This window comes from Robertkochia aurantiaca (assembly GCF_020166495.1).
Taxonomy (GTDB): Bacteria; Bacteroidota; Bacteroidia; order Flavobacteriales; family Flavobacteriaceae; genus Robertkochia; species Robertkochia aurantiaca.
On sequence record NZ_JAINZS010000010.1, the window covers coordinates 1 to 20,544 of the forward strand.

Below are 20,544 nucleotides of genomic sequence, written 5' to 3' on the forward strand. Positions count from 1 at the left end.
AGCTGATTCAAAGCATCCTCGAAGAGTTGCTCCAACTCACTTTTTGGGGTTGTTTTCTTGTTTGACATCGTGTACATAAGTTATTGTTTTAATTAATACCTATGACACACTTTTTTGAACAGTCTCTTTATAAATTGAAAAGGTCACTGAAAGATTGTTTCACCCCTAAACATAAGGTTCGCAAAGACCTAGCAACTGACTACCTGACTACCTGACTACCTGACCACTTCACTATCTCACCATCTCACCACCTCACTACTTCACCGCCTCACCTTCAAACCTCCAAAAAAACAAAAGAGCCGGCATTTGCCGGCTCTTTCAATATAATGTTGACTGATGTCTGATTACATCATTCCTGGCATTCCGCCGCCGCCCATTGGAGGCATAGCAGGCGTATCTTCCTTGATATCTACCAGTGAACATTCGGTAGTAAGGATCATACCGGCAACCGATGCAGCGTTTTCAAGTGCAATTCTGGTTACTTTAGTAGGATCGATAATACCTGCTTTCAGCATATCTACATATTCATCTGTCTTGGCGTTGTATCCGAAGTTTTCTTTTCCTTCAAATACTTTGGCTACCACCACAGAACCTTCTTTACCTGCGTTTTCAACGATGGTTCTCAGAGGCTCTTCGATAGCGCGGTTTACGATCTGCTTTCCGGTTTCCTGGTCGTCGTTCTCAACCTTAACCTTGGCAAGTACTGACTTACTGCGCAGCAGGGCAACACCACCACCGGCTACGATACCTTCTTCAACAGCTGCTCTTGTAGCGTGCAGGGCATCGTCAACCCGGTCTTTCTTCTCTTTCATTTCAACTTCAGAGGCAGCACCTACATAGAGTACGGCTACACCTCCGGCCAGTTTGGCCAGACGCTCCTGAAGCTTTTCGCGATCGTAATCAGAAGTGGTTGAATCGATCTGTGCTTTGATCTGGTTCACGCGTGCCTGGATCGCATCGCTGTCTCCGTTTCCGTTTACGATAGTGGTGTTATCCTTATCGATGGTTACGGTCTCAGCGGTACCAAGCATGTCAAGAGAGGCATTTTCAAGAGAGAAGCCACGCTCTTCAGAAATAACGGTTCCGCCGGTCAGGATAGCGATGTCTTCAAGCATTGCCTTTCTGCGGTCACCGAATCCGGGAGCCTTCACTGCAGCGATCTTAAGTCCGCCTCGCAGTTTGTTCACAACCAGGGTGGCAAGAGCTTGTCCTTCCACATCTTCAGCGATGATCAGCAGTGGTCTTCCGCTTTGAGCTACAGGCTCAAGTACAGGAAGGATTTCCTGAAGATTCGAGATCTTTTTATCGAAAAGCAGGATGTACGGATTCTCCAATTCAGAGATCATCTTGTCAGTATCGGTCACGAAGTAAGGTGAAAGATATCCGCGGTCGAATTGCATCCCTTCCACTACGTCTACGTAAGTATCGGTTCCTTTAGCTTCTTCAACGGTGATCACACCTTCTTTACCAACTTTTTCGAAAGCCTGGGCGATCAGATCACCGATGGTCTCGTCATTGTTGGCAGAAATAGCAGCTACCTGCTTGATCTTTTCAGAAGAATCGCCTACGGCAGTTGCGTGATCGTTCAGGTATTTAACGATGGCTTCAACAGCCGCATCGATACCTCTTTTAAGATCCATCGGGTTAGCGCCTGCAGCTACGTTTTTCAGACCTTCTTTTACGATGGCCTGGGCAAGTACGGTAGCGGTTGTTGTTCCGTCACCAGCAAGATCATTGGTTTTAGAGGCTACCTCTTTAACCATTTGAGCACCCATGTTTTCAAGGGCATCTTCCAGTTCGATCTCTTTGGCTACCGAAACCCCGTCTTTGGTTACAGAAGGAGCTCCGAATGATTTATTTATAATTACGTTACGACCTTTAGGGCCAAGGGTCACCTTTACAGCATTTGCAAGGGCGTCCACTCCACGTTTCAGGCCATCACGTGCTTCAATGTCAAATTTTATTTCTTTTGCCATTTTTTTAAGTGTTTTTAGGTGTTGATTTTATTCGTATTCGGTCCGGCAGGAATGCCGGGTATAATAAAAGGTGAAGCTTTAGATGATGGCGAGGATATCGCTTTCACGCATCATCAGGTAATCGGTACCTTCCAGCTTAAGCTCGGTTCCGGAATATTTCCCGTATAACACAGTGTCACCAACGCTAACAGTCATTTTTTCGTCTTTGGTGCCCGGTCCAACGGCTACTACGGTACCTTTTTGTGGTTTTTCCTTAGCAGTGTCAGGAATGATGATTCCCGAGGCAGTTTTGGTTTCTGCTTCCAGTGGCTCTACCAGAACCCTGTCAGCTAATGGTTTAATGCTTAGCTTAGCCATATTTTTTTAATTATTTAATTAGTTTAAAGTTTTGCGATTACCAAGAGGCATAAATTGTGCCATTGGGAACAAACTGACATTTTGAAAAAAAAATGCCAGCTTGGGTGACAAGCTGGCATTTAATGAGGGTATTTTATATGACCTTACTCTGAATCGGTACTGTCTGAACCTGTTGTGGCAGGTGTAGTAGTTTCGATCGGAGCATCAGGTGTAGTTGTTTCGATATCCTGTCCTTCCAACAGTTTTGAGTCTGATGAACCATTGTTTTGAACTAATGTGACGTTCGAAAGCAGGATCAAAGCGATCAGTATAGTGGCAAGAGTCCACGTACTCTTATCTAAAAAGTCACCGGTTTTCTTTACTCCACCAATCATTTGGTTACCACCGCCTCCAAACTGAGAAGACAATCCGCCTCCTTTAGGGTTTTGAACCATGATCACCAACACCAACAAGAACGCTACGATGATTATTAGCGCCAAAAAAATCTGAAATGTACTCATATCGGTCTAACTTACTTATCTTTTAAATTCCTAATCGCCTTAATTTGGTCTGCAAATAAACCACTTTTTTCCGGATATTTCAAACTTAAAATTTTATAGGCCTGAATCGCTTTTTTATACTTCTTCTGTTCCAGATAGACTCGCGCCAGGGTCTCTGTCATCAGCTCATTTTTCTCTACCGGCTGAGCTTTGGCCAGGTTGGTGTTCGGCGCATCCTGCGAAGGGGGTTGGATCTTGGGGTTGTTCTTAATGAACTTATCGATCAGTGCGATCTTATCGTCCAGCGATGAGTTGCCCGGGGTGGTGACAACTTTTTTCTTTTTTACCTGAACTTCTTTTTTCGGTACTGAGACCGGTTCGTTGTTTCTCTTTTCCCTGGCGGGGTTTTCTGATGTTTCGGGTTCCGAAGAACGGTCTATTGCCTGAAAACCTTTGGAAAGCTTGAGCCATTCAGTAAAGGAGTGAGTCTCGGCCGAATTGAACTCAAGAGGTTTACCCAGGCTTAGTTTTTCTTCTGCGGTTTGGGGCTTTTGCTTTTTTTCAGGTTTCGGTTTTTCCGTTTTTGGATCCTTGGGCTTGAAGAGTTCAGGATCCATGACCGCTTCAGAATTGACTTTATTGAAGTCAAAGGCGGTCTTGTGGTCTTTTACGATCACCTCCTCTTCTTCTTCCACAGGAAGTTCCATGATCTCAAGGGTGGTGTTGATACGGGTGATGTTGTCGGCCACCGTATGCTGGGTGAATTCTTCAGAAGTGATAAAATCAAAGAGCACGGAACGGTCTGCCGTAAAGGCTGCCGTTTGCTTCAGTGCGTTGTTGTATTTAAAGCTTCCTTCTTCTTTCAGAGCCTTGAGGTGTATGGCCCTTGCTGCCTGAAAGTAAGGGAACTCTTCAATGACCTTTTCAAGATCATCAAGATGTTCACTCCCGATCATTCCGGGCTTATGAATAAAAAAGGAAAAGCTTGAAACGTTCATATTTTACCAGTTAGCCAGCGATTCGTTAAAAATGTCCTGGGTGATTCGTTCAAATATCTCTTCGTACGCTTCTTCCTGTACCTGTACCAATTGTGTTTGCGCGGGATAGTCATAGAAGAAAGAGAATCTTCTCTCGAAATCCTGCTCTGGATCCAGGTTGTTGTAAAAACGCACGTTTATCCCTATGGTCAGCCTGTTCTGTGCAGCCTGTTGGTTTGCGGTAGCCGACATGGGCGAGACCCTGTATTCAACGATTTCACCTTCATAAACCAGGTCTGCATTGGCATTGACCAATTGCAGGTTGGTCTGGTTCAGGATAAGGTCCTGTAAGGCATTCGTAAATCGAATGTCCAGACCCGGTTCAACGATGGGGGCATTATTCTGGAAAAAGTTGACCTGGTATGAACTTGCCGTGGTATTTACCCCGGTGAAGGAATACGGACCACATCCTGAGAATGTGATTCCTAAAGTAAGCAAAAAAAACAGGATTCTTTTTTTCATGGGCTTCAAAATGGGGTGTTATAGGTCGTATTGTTTGATCTTCCGGTAAAGGGTTCTTTCAGAGATCCCCAGTTCCCGTGCAGCGGCTTTTCGCTTTCCCTTATTGCGTTCAAGCGCTTTCTTGATGAGTTCCAGTTCTTTGTCTTGTAACGACAGTGTCTCTTCTTCCTCGATTTCCTCGGCAAAGTGATATTTGTCTTCCTGTTGTGGAACAGGTGAGGGCTTGACCGGTTCGTCAAGATGCAGAATCTCCAGGGTGTCGTTTTCTTCTTCTTCTTCGTTGTAGTCTACGGTTTCTTCCTGGTCGCCATAGATCTTTTTGATCAACTTCTTATTTTCCTGTTGAACTTTTTCTCCATTGCCGTCTTTCATCAGCTCCAGGGTAAGCTTCTTCAGGTCGTTCAGATCACTCTTCATATCAAAAAGAACCTTATACAGTATCTCCCTTTCGCTGCTGAAATCTCCTTCCTTCTTTTCTGATCGTATAACGGCCGGAAGGTTACTGCTGTAGTCAGGCAGGTATGAACGGAGGGTTTCACCCGTAATGGTGCGGTTCTTTTCAAGCACTGATATCTGTTCAGCGATATTTCGTAGTTGTCTTACGTTTCCGCCCCAGCGGTACTTCTGCAGCAGGGTGACTGCGTCGTCTTCGAGCCGAATGGTCGGCATTTTATATTTCTGGGCGAAGTCGGCGGCAAACTTTCTGAACAACAGGTGGATGTCTTCCTTTCTTTCCCGCAGGGGAGGCAGGTGTATTTCAACCGTACTCAGACGGTAGTACAGGTCTTCCCGGAATTTACCTTTTTCAATGGCATCCTGCATTTCTATGTTGGTGGCGGCCACGATGCGAACATTGGTTTTCTGCACTTTTGAAGACCCTACCTTTAAGAATTCACCATTCTCTAAAACCCTCAGCAGACGCACCTGGGTGGTCAGGGGGAGTTCACCTACCTCATCGAGAAAGATGGTGCCCCCGTCTGCCTCCTCGAAATAACCGCTACGCGTTTGCGTCGCACCGGTAAAGGCGCCTTTTTCATGACCGAATAATTCTGAATCGATGGTTCCCTCAGGGATAGCACCGCAATTCACCGCAATGTATTTATTGTGTTTGCGGTGTGACATGGCGTGAATGATCTTGGGCACAGACTCTTTTCCGACACCGCTTTCCCCGGTGACCAGAACCGAAATATCTGTAGGGGCCACCTGCAGGGCTTTCTCCAGGGCGCGATTTAGCTTGATGTCATTACCAATAATGCCGAAACGCTGTTTGATCGCCTGAACTGATTCCATAAGAGTGATTGGTTGTGCTCGCTGTTAATTGTTATCGCTGTAACCAACTGCCTCACCGATAAGGGTGGCTGCTGTACAGTCGTTGATCTTTACGTTAACGAAGTCTCCTATTTTATAATGTTCCTTAGGGAATACCACTACCGTGTTCTGGGTGTTGCGTCCCATCCAGTATTCATCTGATTTTTTCGAACTGCCTTCTATAAGAACCTCTTCGGTTCTTCCCAGGTGCTCGCGGGTGCGTAAAAGGCCGTGCTTTTGCTGCAGATTGATGATCTCGGTAAGTCTTCTCTTTTTGACTTCCTCGGGAACATCATCTTCCATTTTTCGTGCAGCCATGGTTCCCGGTCTTTCGGAGTAGGCGAACATGAAGCCAAAATCATATTTTACATACTCCATAAGTGAAAGCGTGTCCTGGTGATCTTCTTCTGTTTCGGTAGGGAAACCTGTGATCATATCATGCGAGATGGCACAATCAGGAATGATCTTTCTGATATTGTCGATCAGCTCGAAATATTCCTCGCGGGTATGCAGGCGGTTCATTTCTTTGAGAATGCGGTTGCTTCCGCTTTGTACCGGGAGGTGAATGTATTTGCAGATATTCGGGTATTTTGCCATAGTTTCGATCACGTCAAGAGTCATATCTTGCGGATTCGAGGTTGAAAAACGGAAACGCATTTTCGGCTGAGCCTGTGCTGCCAATTCGAGCAGACCGGCAAAATTCACCGAAGTGGCTTTTTGTATCTCAGTCGCCTTTTCAAAATCTTTCTTCAGTCCGCCACCATACCACAGATAGCTGTCTACATTCTGCCCCAGGAGGGTGACCTCTTTATAACCACGCTCCCACAGTTCGTTGATCTCCTCAATGATCGACTGCGGGTCACGGCTGCGTTCCCGGCCACGGGTAAAGGGTACTACGCAGAAGGTACACATGTTGTCGCATCCTCTTGTGATGGAAACAAAAGCTGATACCCCGTTGCTGTTGAGGCGAACAGGAGCCACGTCACCATAGGTTTCCTCTTTGGAAAGAATTACGTTAACGGCATTCCTTCCTTCATCGATTTCCTGCAGTAAATTGGGAAGATCTTTATAGGCGTCAGGGCCCACCACCATGTCTACGATCTTTTCTTCCTCGAGGAATTTGCTCTTCAGCCGTTCTGCCATACAGCCCAGTACCCCTACTTTCATGTTGGGGTTGATGCGCTTGACAGCGTTGAACTTCTCCAGTCTTTTTCTCACCGTTTGTTCGGCCTTCTCGCGAATCGAACAGGTGTTGATCAGCACCAGGTCAGCTTCTTCCAGTTGCTGAGTGGTGTTAAAACCTTCTTTGGTTAATATGGATGCTACGATCTCGCTGTCTGAAAAATTCATCTGGCAGCCGTAACTCTCTATATAAAGCTTACGACTGTTTCCTTCTTTCTCGTTCATGACCAGGGTGTTCCCCTGTTGTTTTTCATCTATAATCTTCTCCATCTCAAGGAAAATTCAATTAGGATGCAAAGATATAATTAAAAATGAAGTAGTGACAAATTGGCAGAAGAAATTTGGGAGGTAAGTAGGTATGTTGGTAGGTGGGTAAATGGGTAGATGCTTAAGAAGCTAGGAGGAAAATGGGGGGTACGTATGAGATTTCAGGGTGTTAGGAACTTTCAGTGAGTACGGAGGTAGGGCTTATAGGCAGGGATGATGCTAGGAATAGTTTGTCTGGCCTTTTTTCTTACGGGAAAGGATTTTTTGCTTAGTAACTTTTTTTAACAATGGCGATAATTTAAAGGGTCATCCGGGGTTCCAATTAGTAAGAAGCAAATAAAAACACCCTGCGTAACAGGGTGTGTAAATTGAGTTATGTGGTTCGAATTTTATAAAGGATTACAATTGGTAAATCCTGGCTTCGGAAGGGTCCAGTTGCTGGCATTAGCTGCAAAACCACTACATTCTTCTGCTGCTGAAACATCCCAATTTGAAAGGTCCTGATTAAATGATAAGGCATTCGCGAACATTTGTTGCATCCGCGTAACCCCTGATACATCCCAGGAACTCAAATCCTGGTTAAAATTCTGGCAGCTTAGAAACATACCAAACATATCGGAAACCTGCCCGACATTCCAATTTCCTATATCTTGGTTAAAGTTATAGGCCGAAGCAAACATCACGCTCATATTAGTAACATTACGAACATCCCATTGGCTTATATCGGAGTTGAAACTATAGCATTGAGCAAACATATTATACATGTTCTGAACCTTTGAGACGTCCCACTTACTTATATCCTGGTTGAAGCGTTCTGCGCCGTAAAAGGTAAAGCTCATGTCGGTGACCTGGCTGACATCCCAATGACCTACATCCTGATTAAATTCGCTTTTTTGGCTGAATAATTGACTCATATTGGTGATCAAAGAAGTGACTACGCTGCTGACATCTTCATTATTGGACGCCATTTCTCTTAGGGTAGCTTCATCTACTATCGTATAGACGACGTTGTCGATAATTCCTTTATCTCCGGCAACGGCCCATTCAAAGGCTTTTATCGTTACGCCGTTCTCAGCTAGATAAATCGGGTTCTCGAAGCAACCGTTAGCGTCTGCATCAATTCCTGCAGGGGTTTCCGGGCATTGATCAACATCGTCGGTGACGCCATCCTGGTCTGTATCTTTTTGACTCAAAGCACAACCGTTTTCATCGACTTCGGCTCCTGCAGGAGTATTGTCGCACTGGTCCAGGTCATCACTTATCCCGTCAGCATCGCTGTCGGTTTTAATGAAGAGAGCAGTGATGTTCTTATCACTGTTCATTTTAAGGGTATAAGGGTTCTCGGTAGATGTCACATCCCCGGACCATCCGGAAAATTCAAAAGTGGGGTCCGGGGTGGCGGTAATGGTAGCCGATTCCCCTTCGTTATAAATTTTTTCAGCGGGGTTCACAGAACCGCCTTCATTCGCGGTCACAGTAAGGGTGAAAGAGGGGATTTCGTCGCTTTTACAACTTACCAGAAGCAGGATGACAATAAGAAAAAGGGAATTTGAAATTTTCATGGTTCGCAAATTTTATGGGTGGAATTCAGGGGGTACAATTGGTGAAATTTGGTTTAGGAAGTGTCCAGTTAGTAGTATTGAAGGAAAAGCTTCCGCAAATGGTTACATTATCTACTGTCCAAATACTCAGATCCTGGTTAAATGCGTAAGCTTCGTAAAACATTCCATACATGTCTTCAACATTGGCAATGTTCCATTCGCTGATGTTCTGATCGAAAGCGTATGCAAGTCCAAACATATATGACATTTTAGTGACCTGGCTGACATCCCATGTGCTGATATCCTGGTTGAAGGCGTAAGCTTCGTTAAACATTCCTGCCATATCGGTTACCTTGCTCACATTCCAGTTGCTGATATTGCCGTTAAAAAGTGGGCACATCCAAAACATGGCATTCATGCTGGTGACATTCCCGACGTCCCACGTATTGAGGTTGCCGTTGAACGAATCGGCACCGTGAAACATCAGGGGCATCAGGGTTACCTTACTCACATCCCAGCCACTGAGGTCTCCGTTGAAGGATCTGGCACCATTAAACATGGCAGACATGTCTGTGACCTGACTTACGTTCCAGGAGCTGATGTCACCGTTAAAAGCACCGGCATTCCAGAACATTGCCTCCATATTGGTAACCTGGCCCACATTCCAGCTGTTTAGGTTCTGATTGAACAGGAAGATTGACCTGAACATTTGTACCATACTCGTTACCTTGCTTACGTCCCAATATTCAAGGGGTTGGTTAAAAATATCAGCATTGTAAAACATATAATCCATGTTCGTGACATTGCTTACATCCCAGCCGCTGATATTTTGATCAAAGGTGTCTTTTTCTTTAAATAAATTGTTCATATCGGTTACCAGGGTGGTGACAATTTTGGTGACATCCTCATTTTGTGCAACCATGGTTCGTAGCGTTGATTCGTTTACTACGGTATAGGTGATATCATTGATCACGCCTTGGTCTCCAGGTTGCGCCCAATCTCGTGCCTTCACCGTGGTACCATTTATATCGAGGTACACCGGATTATTTACCGATTTCTCTTCTTCTTCGCTTAAGGTCCCTTCTTTGGAGCATCCTGAAATCAATAGGATGGTAAAAAGAAGTGAAAAAGTACTGATTTTCATGTTTGAAAATTCTTGACGGAAGATATTACCTTTCATCAGGTAGGAATTGTAATTGATATTGTGAAATTTATAGAATAAATTCTCATTTTATAGAAAAAAATAAGGGTAAATTTCATTTTTTGGTGCAGTGATCTGAAATTCAACACATTGAGATTTCTATTGGAGCCGGTTATTTTTCGCGAAGCGTATTATTTGTATATCGAAACCGGCTTCTTCGCTTTTTTATGTCAGATTCACGTTCATTTGATTTTCAGTGCTCATGATAGCAAAGAGGTAGATGCCAATTGAAAGCAGCATATCTATTATCCTTGTGCCAGGTTCTCACAAAGCCATGAATCCCAAGACGGGAATGAGGAATTGAAAAAGACCGGCAGGTTTTACCTTCTGGCTCCGTCCGGCCAATTTTCCCATTTCGATGCTTCACCATACCTCATGCAATTGCATCCTCACAATCGTATTTTGATATTGAGATGTTCAGGAGGTCAATTGATCGGTAGGTGAGCAAGTCCGAATGTCAGAAGGTCAAGTAGATTATGAGGCCAGGTTTTGTATTTTCTCCATCCCCCCCCCCCCCATACCCTCATACCCTCATACCTCCGTACCTCCATACCCCTTATTCGCAAAATTGTAAAGCTGTAAAATTGTTAAAGATTATTTCGACTCAGTAGATCCCGTTCACTGTTAGCCGTTAGTTCAAATTCCCGGTATCACCGCATTACTGCATTACTGCATAACCGTATAACCGCATAACCAATTACTCATCTCCCAATCCCATTCATCGGAAAATACTGTCTGAACAACCATATTTGAGTTGACTTGTTCCATCGATTGAAAAGAAACTTTGTTATTTTATGTCGCAAACCAACTTAAAAATCTCACAAGCATCATGTTGTACCAAAGATTGATCGATAAGATCGAAGCAGCCCCTGAACTGGATTTTGGAGACTTATTTTCGGCCTCCATCGAATTATTTAAGAAAAGCTGGCTCCAGGGTTTCATTTTTACCTTGTTGAGCTTTCTGCTCGTACTGCCTGCCATACTCATTATATATATACCCATGCTCGGGGGTATCGCAATGAGTGAATACAGCGAGAGTGTGGGGAGTGATTTTGAATCGTTCTGGGCGATATTTCCCTTTCTGCTGCTCTTTTTTCCTGTCATGCTGCTGGCTCAGAGTATCATTCTCGCCCTTACAGCCGGTTTTTATAAATTGTTGAGAAGACTGGATGAGGGGGCTGAAGTGGTCACCGGTGAACTGTTTGTCTTTCTCAAGTGGGAATATATTAAGAAGGCTTTTGTGCTGGCCCTGATGACCACTATAATTAGTATTGTTGCTTCTCTGTTATGCGTATTGCCGGCCTTTTATGTGATGGTGCCTGTTTATCTTGTTGCGGTATTCTTTGCTTTTAACTCAGAATTGTCGCCGGTTGAAATCCTGAAAGCAAGCTTTAAACTGGGGAACAGGAAATGGCTGATCTTATTCGGACTCATTATTATATGTTCCCTGCTGGCCCAACTCGTTGGTGCCATTCTTTGCGGGATAGGTGTTTTGTTCACCGCACCTTTCGTCTATCATCCTTTGTATCTGGTTTATAAAAAGGTGGTAGGTTTCAGTGATAATAATATAGAGGTCATCACTGAATAAATTAATAAGCCGTAAAATACTGAAATACAGTATTTTAAAATCCTGTTTTCAGACAAATGTAAAGAGTGTCGGGGAAGGGAATTAATTTTTCTGCATACTTTTGCAACATAAATAAAGTGTCTATGATTAAGAATCTGGTTATTGTGGAGTCTCCTGCGAAGGCAAAAACCATCGAGAAATTCCTCGGAAAGGATTTCAAGGTGGAATCAAGCTTCGGGCATATCGCCGACCTGCCTTCTAAGGAGTTAGGAGTGAATGTGGAAGAGGGATTTAAACCAAAATATGTCGTCTCGAGCGACAAAAAGGCCGTGGTTAAGAAACTTAAAGACCTGGCAAAGAAAGCTGAGACCGTATGGCTGGCCAGTGATGAAGACCGCGAAGGGGAAGCTATCGCCTGGCACCTGGCAGAGGAACTCAAGCTGAAGAAAGAAAATACCAGAAGAATCGTATTTAACTCGATCACCAAAAACGCTATACAGAAGGCTATTGAAAACCCAAGAGGTATAAATTATGACCTGGTCAATGCGCAGCAGGCACGTCGTATACTCGACCGCTTAGTGGGTTATGAGCTTTCTCCGGTTCTGTGGAAGAAGATCAAGACCGGTCTTTCAGCAGGCCGCGTACAGTCGGTATCTGTTCGGCTCATCGTTGAACGGGAGCGCGAGATTCAGGATTTCACTCCTGAAGGCAGTTATAAGATCGCAGCTGAATTTAAGACCGGGGAAGGGAAGGTGTTTAAGGCCCGCATGAACAAGAGCTTCGATACCCTGGGTGAAGCAAAGGCTTTTCTTGAAAAGAACATAGGTGCTGACTTCAGGATCGAGGATTTGCAGACAAAACCTGCCAAAAAATCTCCTGCGCCTCCATTTACCACTTCTACCCTGCAACAGGAAGCATCGCGCAAGCTGTATTTTTCAGTATCAAAAACCATGAATATGGCCCAGCGTCTGTATGAGGCCGGACTTATTACCTATATGAGAACCGATAGTGTGAATCTCTCAGGTGAAGCGATCAATGCTGCCAAAGAAGAGATCATTCGCTCTTACGGTGAAGATTACAGCAAGCCGCGAAATTTCTCGGGGAAATCAAAAGGGGCTCAGGAAGCACACGAAGCGATACGCCCTACCGATATGAGCAGGCACAGCGTACAGATCGAAAGAGATCAGGCAAGGCTTTATGAATTGATCTGGAAGCGAACCCTGGCCTCTCAGATGAGTGACGCCCAGCTGGAACGTACCAATGTGAAAATTGGAACAGACAGCCATGATGAATTATTTACGGCCAACGGAGAGGTGATCAAATTTGAAGGGTTTCTGAAAGTATATCTCGAAGGCAGCGATGAGGAAGAGGAAGAGCAAAGCGGAATCCTTCCTGCCATGAAGGTGGGGGAAGAGGTCTATCGTGTGCATATGAATGCGACCCAGCGATTTACAAGGGCGCCTTACCGTTATACCGAGGCATCTTTGGTGAAAAAGCTGGAAGAGCTGGGAATCGGCCGCCCGTCTACCTATGCGCCAACCATCTCTACCATTCAGAACAGAGGGTATGTGGAAAAGGGAACCATCGAAGGGGAGCAGCGTAAATACAAGCAGCTCTCAATTGTTGATGACAGCCTGAAGGAAGAAGAACTTACGGAAATGGTAGGATCTGATAAAGGGAAGCTTATCCCGACAGATATAGGGATGATCGTTAATGACTTCCTTGTAAATCATTTCTCAGGCATACTGGACTACCATTTTACAGCACGCGTTGAAGAAAGCTTTGACAATATCGCTTCAGGAGACGAAGACTGGGCTCATATGATCAAAGAATTTTACAAAGATTTCCATCCCAACGTGAAGGATGTGGAGGAGAATGCCGATCGTGAAAGCGGAGAGCGGGTGTTAGGGGAAGATCCCGAAAGCGGGAAGCCTTTGAGTGTACGTCTCGGACGATTCGGACCGATGGCACAGATAGGAACGGCAGATGATGATGAGAAACCGCGGTTTGCCAGCCTGCTGCCGCATCAGTCTATTGAAACCATCACCTTCGAAGAGGCTCTCGATCTGTTCAAGCTACCTAGGAAGCTGGGAACCTACGAAGGGAAAGAAGTAGAGGCTAATGTGGGGCGTTACGGTCCGTATATTCGTTTCGGAAAGACCTTTATATCGTTAGATAAGGGAGAAGATGTTTTTGATGTCGATATGGAAAGGGCCGAAGAGTTGATCAAAGCCAAACAAAAGGCTGATGCTCCTATCGCGTCATATAAGGGAGGCGATGTTACCAAAGGAAAGGGCCGTTTCGGTCCGTACATCAAATGGAATGATATGTTCATCAACGTGAACAAGAAATATGATTTCGATAGCCTTTCGCAAGATGATATCGAGACGCTGATCGAAGACAAGCTCAAAAAGGAGCGGGAGAAGATCATCCAGAATTGGGAAGATGAAGGTATCAGAATCGAAAAGGCCCGGTGGGGACGTTCGAATATCATCAAAGGAAAGACCAAAGTGGAGCTTTCTAAGGATGTGGATGCCTCAAAGATCAGTCTCGATGAAGCTAAAGAGTTGCTGGAGAAGAAAAAGCCCGCTAAAAAAACCCGTAAGAAGAGCACCAAAGCCAAAAAATAACCTGCTGCCATGAATTTTGACTTTTTAGCCCCCGTTGCCAATATGGTATTGGCTCACCGTGAATTATTGCCCAAACAAAGTATCGGGAAGAAGATCAGAGCGCATGGGGAAAAGAGCGGGGTACCCGACCTTGAGGGGGTGAAGATCGCCTTGATCGGAATAGCCGAAAACCGGAATTCTGTAACCCCTTCCTCAGAGAAGGTTCATCTCAATGAGATCAGGTTGCAGTTCTATAATCTGTTTCAGGGCAACTGGGACCTTGAAATCGCCGACCTGGGAGATATTCCTTCCGGGGAATCTGTCAGTGACAGTTACTATGCGCTTTCAGAGGTGGCTGCCGATCTGATGAGGCAGCAGATCATACCGGTAGTGCTTGGGGGGAGTCAGGATCTGACCTATGCCTTATACCGGGCCTACGATAAAATGGAACAGATGGTCAACCTGGTGTCTGTAGACAGACGCTTTGATTTCGGTGATGCAGATGATCTCATATCGTCTAAGTCATATCTGAGTAAGATCATCGTAAACCCGCCGAATAATCTCTTCAACTATTCCAATATCGGGTACCAGACCTATCTCAATGCGCAAGAGGAGATCGATCTCATGGAGAAACTTTTCTTTGATGCCTATCGCCTCGGGGAGGTGGCTGCTGATCTTTCTTTAGTCGAAACCGTGATGCGCGATGCTGACCTGGTAAGCTTAGATATGGGAGGGGTACGTGCAGCAGACCTGGGTTCTCCTGCAGATGCATCACCCAACGGTTTTGATGGCAGGGAAATCTGTGCCATTGCGCGATATGCCGGTATCAGTGATAAACTGAGTTGCCTGGGCCTCTTTGAAACCTTTAATACCATACACTCCTTTCAGCTGGCAGCCCAGATAATCTGGTACTTCATCGAAGGAGTTTCCATCAGAAAGCAGGATTACCCAATAGTATCTGCTGAAGACTTCAACAGGTACACCGTTCCTATGGACGATCTCGATCTGATCTTTCTTCAAAGCCATATCTCCGGCCGTTGGTGGATCGAGGTGCCACAAATCGAAAATTTGCATAATAAATTCCAAACCCAGACGTTATTACCTTGCACCCACGCAGAATACCTTCAGGCCTGTGACGGGATAATTCCCGAACGTTGGTGGAAGGCATATAAGAAAATGCTGGTGTAAACTGAATTGCTAATTACGTCAGATAGGCCCTTGACTTTGCTTATTTGGCGTTTGACAACAAAAATTATGCGTTTATTGTTTTTTTGGAATTTAATGGATAGGTTTACCATCCGAAATCGATGAATGTAATTTAACCTCATTATGTATATGAAAAAGCTATTTCTATTAGCATCTGTTACATTATTGTTAACCAGCTGTGGTTCTAATGACAGAGGAGAGTTAGTAGGTGTAAGCGGCAAGAAATGGCATCCTGAAAAGCCCTATGGGATGTCTTTAGTGCCCGGTGGCGCTTTCATCATGGGTAAATCTGATGATGATATGGCCGGTGTGCTGAACGCTCCAACCAGAACTGTTACTGTTCGTTCCTTTTATATGGACGAGACAGAGATCACCAATAGCGAGTATCGCCAGTTTGTAGAGTGGGTAAAAGACTCTATTATACGTACGCGCCTTGCTATTTATGCCGAAGAACTGGGAGAAGTGCCCGGTAACGGCGGAATAGGTGAGTATGCCTTCAAAGATGCCGATACCTCTAATCTATCAGAATACGAGAAATACATGTTGTTCAACTATGACAACATGGATGAATCGAGTTACAGCAGCCGTCAGCTCAATAAAGACGTTGACCTGGTCTGGGATACCTCCAGGTACCCTGATGAGTACTATTCAGAAGTGATGGACTCTATGTACCTTCCGGTAGAAGAGTCGTATAACGGGCGTCGTACCGTTGACGTGAATAAACTGAAGTACAAGTACAACTGGATGGATATTCGTGCTGCGGCCAAAGCAAAAGGCAAAGGAAGCAGAAGGGATTTTATCAGAACTGAAGAGACACTGGTATACCCTGATACAGCGGTTTGGATCAAAGATTTCAATTACTCATATAATGAGCCCATGCATAACGATTATTTCTGGAGCGAAGCTTACAGCGACTATCCGGTAGTAGGAGTGACCTGGCAACAGGCCAAAGCATTTTGTGCATGGAGAACAAAATATAAGAACGATTTCCAGAAGGAAAGAGGGAAGCAGTTCGTGAACCAGTTCAGACTGCCTACCGAAGCCGAGTGGGAATACGCTGCCCGTGGAGGTATCGAATCAGGTACGTATCCCTGGGGAGGACCCTACATCCTGAATGACAGAGGATGTTTTATGGCTAACTTCAAACCACTACGTGGTGACTATGCGGCCGACCAGGCACTCTATACCGTAGAGGCCAAGTCATATGATCCTAACGATTACAACCTGTACAATATGGCAGGGAATGTATCTGAGTGGACCAATTCTTCTTACGACCCCAACTCTTATGAATATGTTTCCACGATGAATCCGAATACCTACGATAATGATAACAAGCGTAAGGTAATCAGAGGCGGATCATGGAAAGACGTTGCGTACTTCCTTCAGGTAAGTACCCGTGACTATGAGTACCAGGACTCAGCCAGAAGCTATATCGGCTTCAGGACCGTTCAGGACTACATGGGAACAGATGTAACTCAAAACTAAATCCAAATTTAATTAACTTAACTTAACTTAAAATTTTTAAACTATGGCACAATCAAAATCATCAAAGAAGCTGTTTAACATGGCCTACGGGCTGGGTGCATCGGTCGTGATCATCGGTGCGTTATTTAAGATCCTTCACTGGGAATTTGGTCCGATTAACGGAGGATTACTTTTGGCAATCGGTCTGATCACCGAGGCCCTTATTTTTGCTATCTCTGCCTTTGAACCGGTAGACGACGACCTGGACTGGTCTCTGGTATATCCTGAGCTTGCCGGCGGACAAGGAGCTGACCGTAAGAACAAACTGCAGGAGGTAAAAGAAGCTGAATCATCTCTTTCTAAAAAGCTTGATGATATGCTGAAAGAAGCTAAGATTGACTCTCAACTGATGTCAAGTCTTGGTGACAGTATCAGAAACTTCGAAGGTGCTGCAAAGAGTATTTCTCCAACTGCAGAAGCTATTTCTTCAACTCAGAAGTACAGCGAAGAGCTTTCACTGGCTGCCGCTCAGATGGAATCACTGAACAGCCTTTACAAAGTACAGTTAGACAGTGCCAACCGTCAGGCTACCATCAATGAAGAGGTTGCCCAGAATGCCGGTAAGCTGAAAGAGCAAATGGCGAACCTGGCCACCAACCTGTCTTCTCTGAACGGAGTTTACGGAGGTATGCTGACTGCCATGTCTACTAAGAACTAAGAGAACGCCTGTTCTTTTGTTAATCACTAATAACCTACTTAAAAAGTATTAGATATGGCGAGTGGAAGTTTATCACCACGTCAGAAGATGATCAACCTGATGTATCTGGTTTTCATCGCAATGCTGGCGTTGAATATGAGTAAAGAAGTGCTTTCGGCTTTCGGTCTTTTGAACGAAAAGCTGGAAACATCAAATCGTAAGGCAACAGATAATAACCAGGCAGCTTTTGCCAGCCTCGAGCAGAAGGCGAATGATCAGCCTGAAAAGTATCAGACGTTGTTCAACGATTATAAAAAGATCCAATCGGCTTCAGGAGAGTTCTATGGCTACATAGAAAATCTGAAGAGCGAAATGTTAAGCGAGATCGACGAAGAAGACCGCGATGACTACGAGGTCATGGATAAGTCTGATTATCTGGATCAGACCTTCTTCCAGGGAGACCAGTATTCTCCTGAAGGAAAGAAGTTCGTCAACTTTATTAACGAGTACAGAAATCAAACCATCACTACGATCCAGAGTATTCCGGATTCCCTGCTGAGTGCTTCTCAGAAAGCATCGCTGACCACTACTATCGAAGGACGTTTCGATACAGGTGGTGAAGACGGGAAAACCGAAAACAGAGATGGTCGTCCAGTTGACTGGCTGAACTACCACTACGAGGGCTTCCCTCTGGTAGCTTCACTGACCAAAATGACCCAGTTGCAGTCTGATATCAAGACTACCGAAGAAGATATTCTTTCGGCTATGGTACAAGGTCAGATGGCTTCTGATGTGTCTTACACGAATTACACCACCCTGCTTGAGCAGCCAAAGTCTGCTTATTACTCGGGTGAGAAGTTTGACGGTGCTATCGTACTCGGTCGTAAGGATGCCACCACGCGTCCGGCCGAGGTAGAACTGACCCTCGATGGACGTGAGCTTGAAGAGGAGAAGGATTTCGTGATCGAAGATGGTCGTGTGAAACTTCTGGTAAGCGCCGGTCGTCCCGGAGATCATACCCTGGAGGGGAAGCTGATCTTTAAGGAAGAAGGAGAAGCTATTGAAGTGCCTGTTTCGCAGACCTTCGCAACCATCTCCAAGCCTAACGGAGCAGTGATCTCTGCCGATAAGATGAATGTGGTTTATCGTGGGGTTTCTAACCCGCTGACCATTTCAATCCCGGGTATACCGGATAATAAGGTGAGTGCTTCAGCTCCCGGTCTGAAAAGAGTTTCAGGCAGTAAGTTCTCTATGTTCCCCGGAACCGGGCGTAGTGTGAAGATCTCTGCCAGCGGAACACTTCCTGACGGACAACGTGTAGGTTCTACTACCGAATTCCGTATCAAGGATATTCCAAGACCTTCGGGTACTGTAAGAGGTGAGTTCGGAGAGGTGAAAATGCCTCGTGCCAACCTGGAGATCTCAACCGTGGGAGCCATGCTTGAAGACTTCGATTTTGACCTGAACCTCGCGATCAGCGGATTCAAGTTCAAGGTGCCCGGACAACCCACTGTAGAGGTGCGCGGAAACAAGCTTGACGATCGTGCCAAGCAGGCCCTTAAACGTGCCAATCGCGGAGATGCGGTTCAGATCTTTGATATAGAAGCCTATATTACCAACAACAGATCTTATAAGCTTAAGAAAGTTTCACCCGTAGTGGTTGAACTGACACAATAATATTAAACCTATAATGTTATGAATTGGAAAGGTATTTTAGTAACGATAACCGCAGCGCTGGCCGCCCAGGTCACTTTCGCTCAGGCGAATATCCTGAACGCCCGCTCTCCCGAAGAGATCGGTGAGAAGACCGCTGCGCAGATCGAGGCTGACAATGATGAGCCTCTGCCGTACGGGTATATCGATGACAGAGATATTCTCTGGTCAAAGACCGTATGGGAGCGTATCGACCTGGATGAAAGGATCAACTTTCCTTTCTATTATCCCATCGATACGGTAGGGATCGGTAAAGACCGCCGCTCACTCTATGATGTTCTTATGAAGAACCTCAGAAACGGGAATATCGATGCGGTGTATGCAGATTCTTATTTCACAGACAAAAGAACCCTGAAAGACCTGGAAGCAACCCTGGAAAAAGTCGATACGACCGACCTTGGTTATGAGCAGGTGAACGCCGGAGAACAGGTGTCTCCCGAGTATATCAACCGTCGTAAACTTACGGCAGCCGACATACAGGAATGGCGTGTCAAGGGGGTATGGTATTTCGACAAGCGTCATGGCGAACTCAAGTACCGCCTGCTGGGAATTGCCCCGGTAGCTCCTGATGTGAACTTTATTGACACCGAAAACTCAGACCTGGTAGAACTGTTCTGGGTATGGTTTCCGGGTGTGAGAGACATATTACATGAAGCTAAAGCTTTTAACAATACGAACTCTTCCCGCCCGATATCATTTGATCAGCTCCTGAATGCCCGACGTTTCAACGCTTATATCTATAAGGAAGAGAACGTGCAGGAAGACAGGGAGATCAAGGAGTATATCACCGACAATGCTCTGTTCCAGCTTCTTGAAGCGCAACGCATCAAAGAAAGGATACGCAACAAGGAACAGGATATGTGGAGTTACTAGTACAGACGTCCAATTCCTAACATAACGTTTAAAAAACCCGGCCAGAGCCGGGTTTTTTTGTTTTACTGTAATGAGGTTATGGGGTTATGAAGTGATGAGGTGATGAAGTAATGGAGTAATGAAGTAATGGAGTAATGAAGTAATGAAGTAATGGAGTAATGAAGTAATCAAAATGAATAAATCTTATGCAAAGTAACGTCATTCAGAGCGCAGCGAAGAATCTGCCTGAGTTTTGTACTATGGTCTTCGGCCGACCGGTAGTTTTCTCACCTCTACCAAGATTCTGAATAACTTGTTTTCACAGTTCACAGTCATTAACAATAATTCACTTCCTACTAACGAATCCCGGCTAACGACTCACCATTAACGACTTTACATTTTTACAGTTATGGGGTTATGGGGTTATGGGGTTATGGGGTTATGAAGTGATGAGGTGATGCAGTTTATGAAGTTGATGGAGTTAATAAAGTTGATGAAGGAGACTGTTCAAAAAAGTGTGTCATAGGTATTAATTAAAACAATAACTTATGTACACGATGTCAAACAAGAAAACAACCCCAAAAAGTGAGTTGGAGCAACTCTTCGAGGATGCTTTGAATCAGCTC

General features: G+C 45.0%; 16 protein-coding genes. 7 read left to right on the top strand and 9 right to left on the bottom strand.

Features of this window, described 5'->3' with window-relative positions:
• Positions 1-344: 344 nt before the first annotated feature.
• The 9 genes from groL to K7R10_RS15185 form a co-directional block, all read right to left on the bottom strand.
• Positions 345-1,976, bottom strand: a complete 1,632-nt coding sequence (gene groL, locus K7R10_RS15145) for a chaperonin GroEL (RefSeq protein WP_224485582.1) — start codon at positions 1,974-1,976, stop codon at positions 345-347.
• Positions 1,977-2,054: 78 nt separating this feature from the next.
• Positions 2,055-2,333: a co-chaperone GroES gene (locus tag K7R10_RS15150; protein ID WP_224485583.1), complete on the bottom strand. Its 279-nt coding sequence runs from the start codon at positions 2,331-2,333 to the stop codon at positions 2,055-2,057.
• Positions 2,334-2,476: 143 nt separating this feature from the next.
• Entirely contained in the window at positions 2,477-2,833 is a 357-nt protein-coding gene (secG, locus tag K7R10_RS15155; protein WP_224485584.1) for a preprotein translocase subunit SecG, read from the bottom strand.
• 11 nt (positions 2,834-2,844) lie between these two features.
• Entirely contained in the window at positions 2,845-3,810 is a 966-nt protein-coding gene (locus K7R10_RS15160; protein WP_224485585.1) for a DUF8458 domain-containing protein, read from the bottom strand.
• Positions 3,811-3,813: 3 nt separating this feature from the next.
• The gene (locus K7R10_RS15165) at positions 3,814-4,311 is read right to left on the bottom strand and encodes an LptE family protein (protein WP_224485586.1); all 498 of its coding nucleotides are present in this window, start codon (positions 4,309-4,311) and stop codon (positions 3,814-3,816) included.
• 18 nt (positions 4,312-4,329) lie between these two features.
• Positions 4,330-5,601: a sigma-54 interaction domain-containing protein gene (locus K7R10_RS15170; protein ID WP_224485587.1), complete on the bottom strand. Its 1,272-nt coding sequence runs from the start codon at positions 5,599-5,601 to the stop codon at positions 4,330-4,332.
• A 24-nt stretch (positions 5,602-5,625) separates the two neighbouring features.
• Positions 5,626-7,071, bottom strand: coding sequence for a tRNA (N6-isopentenyl adenosine(37)-C2)-methylthiotransferase MiaB (gene miaB, locus K7R10_RS15175; protein WP_224485588.1), 1,446 nt, complete (start codon positions 7,069-7,071; stop codon positions 5,626-5,628).
• Positions 7,072-7,457: 386 nt separating this feature from the next.
• Positions 7,458-8,630, bottom strand: coding sequence for a BspA family leucine-rich repeat surface protein (locus tag K7R10_RS15180; RefSeq protein ID WP_224485589.1), 1,173 nt, complete (start codon positions 8,628-8,630; stop codon positions 7,458-7,460).
• Positions 8,631-8,655: 25 nt separating this feature from the next.
• A complete protein-coding gene (locus K7R10_RS15185; protein WP_224485590.1) occupies positions 8,656-9,753 on the bottom strand; it encodes a BspA family leucine-rich repeat surface protein in 1,098 nt (365 codons plus the stop codon).
• 886 nt (positions 9,754-10,639) lie between these two features.
• Between K7R10_RS15185 and K7R10_RS15190 the strand changes: the two genes are divergently transcribed.
• The 7 genes from K7R10_RS15190 to porN all read left to right on the top strand — a co-directional run bounded on the left by K7R10_RS15190 (position 10,640) and on the right by porN (position 19,939).
• Positions 10,640-11,398: a hypothetical protein gene (locus K7R10_RS15190; protein WP_224485591.1), complete on the top strand. Its 759-nt coding sequence runs from the start codon at positions 10,640-10,642 to the stop codon at positions 11,396-11,398.
• Between the two features lie 122 nt (positions 11,399-11,520).
• Positions 11,521-14,007: a type I DNA topoisomerase gene (gene topA, locus K7R10_RS15195; RefSeq protein ID WP_224485592.1), complete on the top strand. Its 2,487-nt coding sequence runs from the start codon at positions 11,521-11,523 to the stop codon at positions 14,005-14,007.
• Between the two features lie 9 nt (positions 14,008-14,016).
• Positions 14,017-15,174, top strand: coding sequence for a formimidoylglutamase (locus tag K7R10_RS15200; protein ID WP_224485593.1), 1,158 nt, complete (start codon positions 14,017-14,019; stop codon positions 15,172-15,174).
• Between the two features lie 147 nt (positions 15,175-15,321).
• Positions 15,322-16,677 carry a T9SS ring complex lipoprotein PorK/GldK gene (gene porK / locus K7R10_RS15205; protein WP_224485594.1) on the top strand — a complete coding sequence of 452 codons (1,356 nt, stop codon included), beginning with the start codon at positions 15,322-15,324 and terminating at the stop codon, positions 16,675-16,677.
• Between the two features lie 43 nt (positions 16,678-16,720).
• On the top strand, positions 16,721-17,374 hold the full coding sequence (gene porL, locus K7R10_RS15210; protein ID WP_224485595.1) for a type IX secretion system motor protein PorL/GldL: 654 nt from the start codon (positions 16,721-16,723) through the stop codon (positions 17,372-17,374).
• A gap of 54 nt (positions 17,375-17,428) precedes the next feature.
• Entirely contained in the window at positions 17,429-19,030 is a 1,602-nt protein-coding gene (porM, locus tag K7R10_RS15215; protein ID WP_224485596.1) for a type IX secretion system motor protein PorM/GldM, read from the top strand.
• A gap of 18 nt (positions 19,031-19,048) precedes the next feature.
• Positions 19,049-19,939, top strand: a complete 891-nt coding sequence (gene porN / locus K7R10_RS15220) for a type IX secretion system ring subunit PorN/GldN (RefSeq protein ID WP_224485597.1) — start codon at positions 19,049-19,051, stop codon at positions 19,937-19,939.
• Positions 19,940-20,544: the final 605 nt, after the last annotated feature.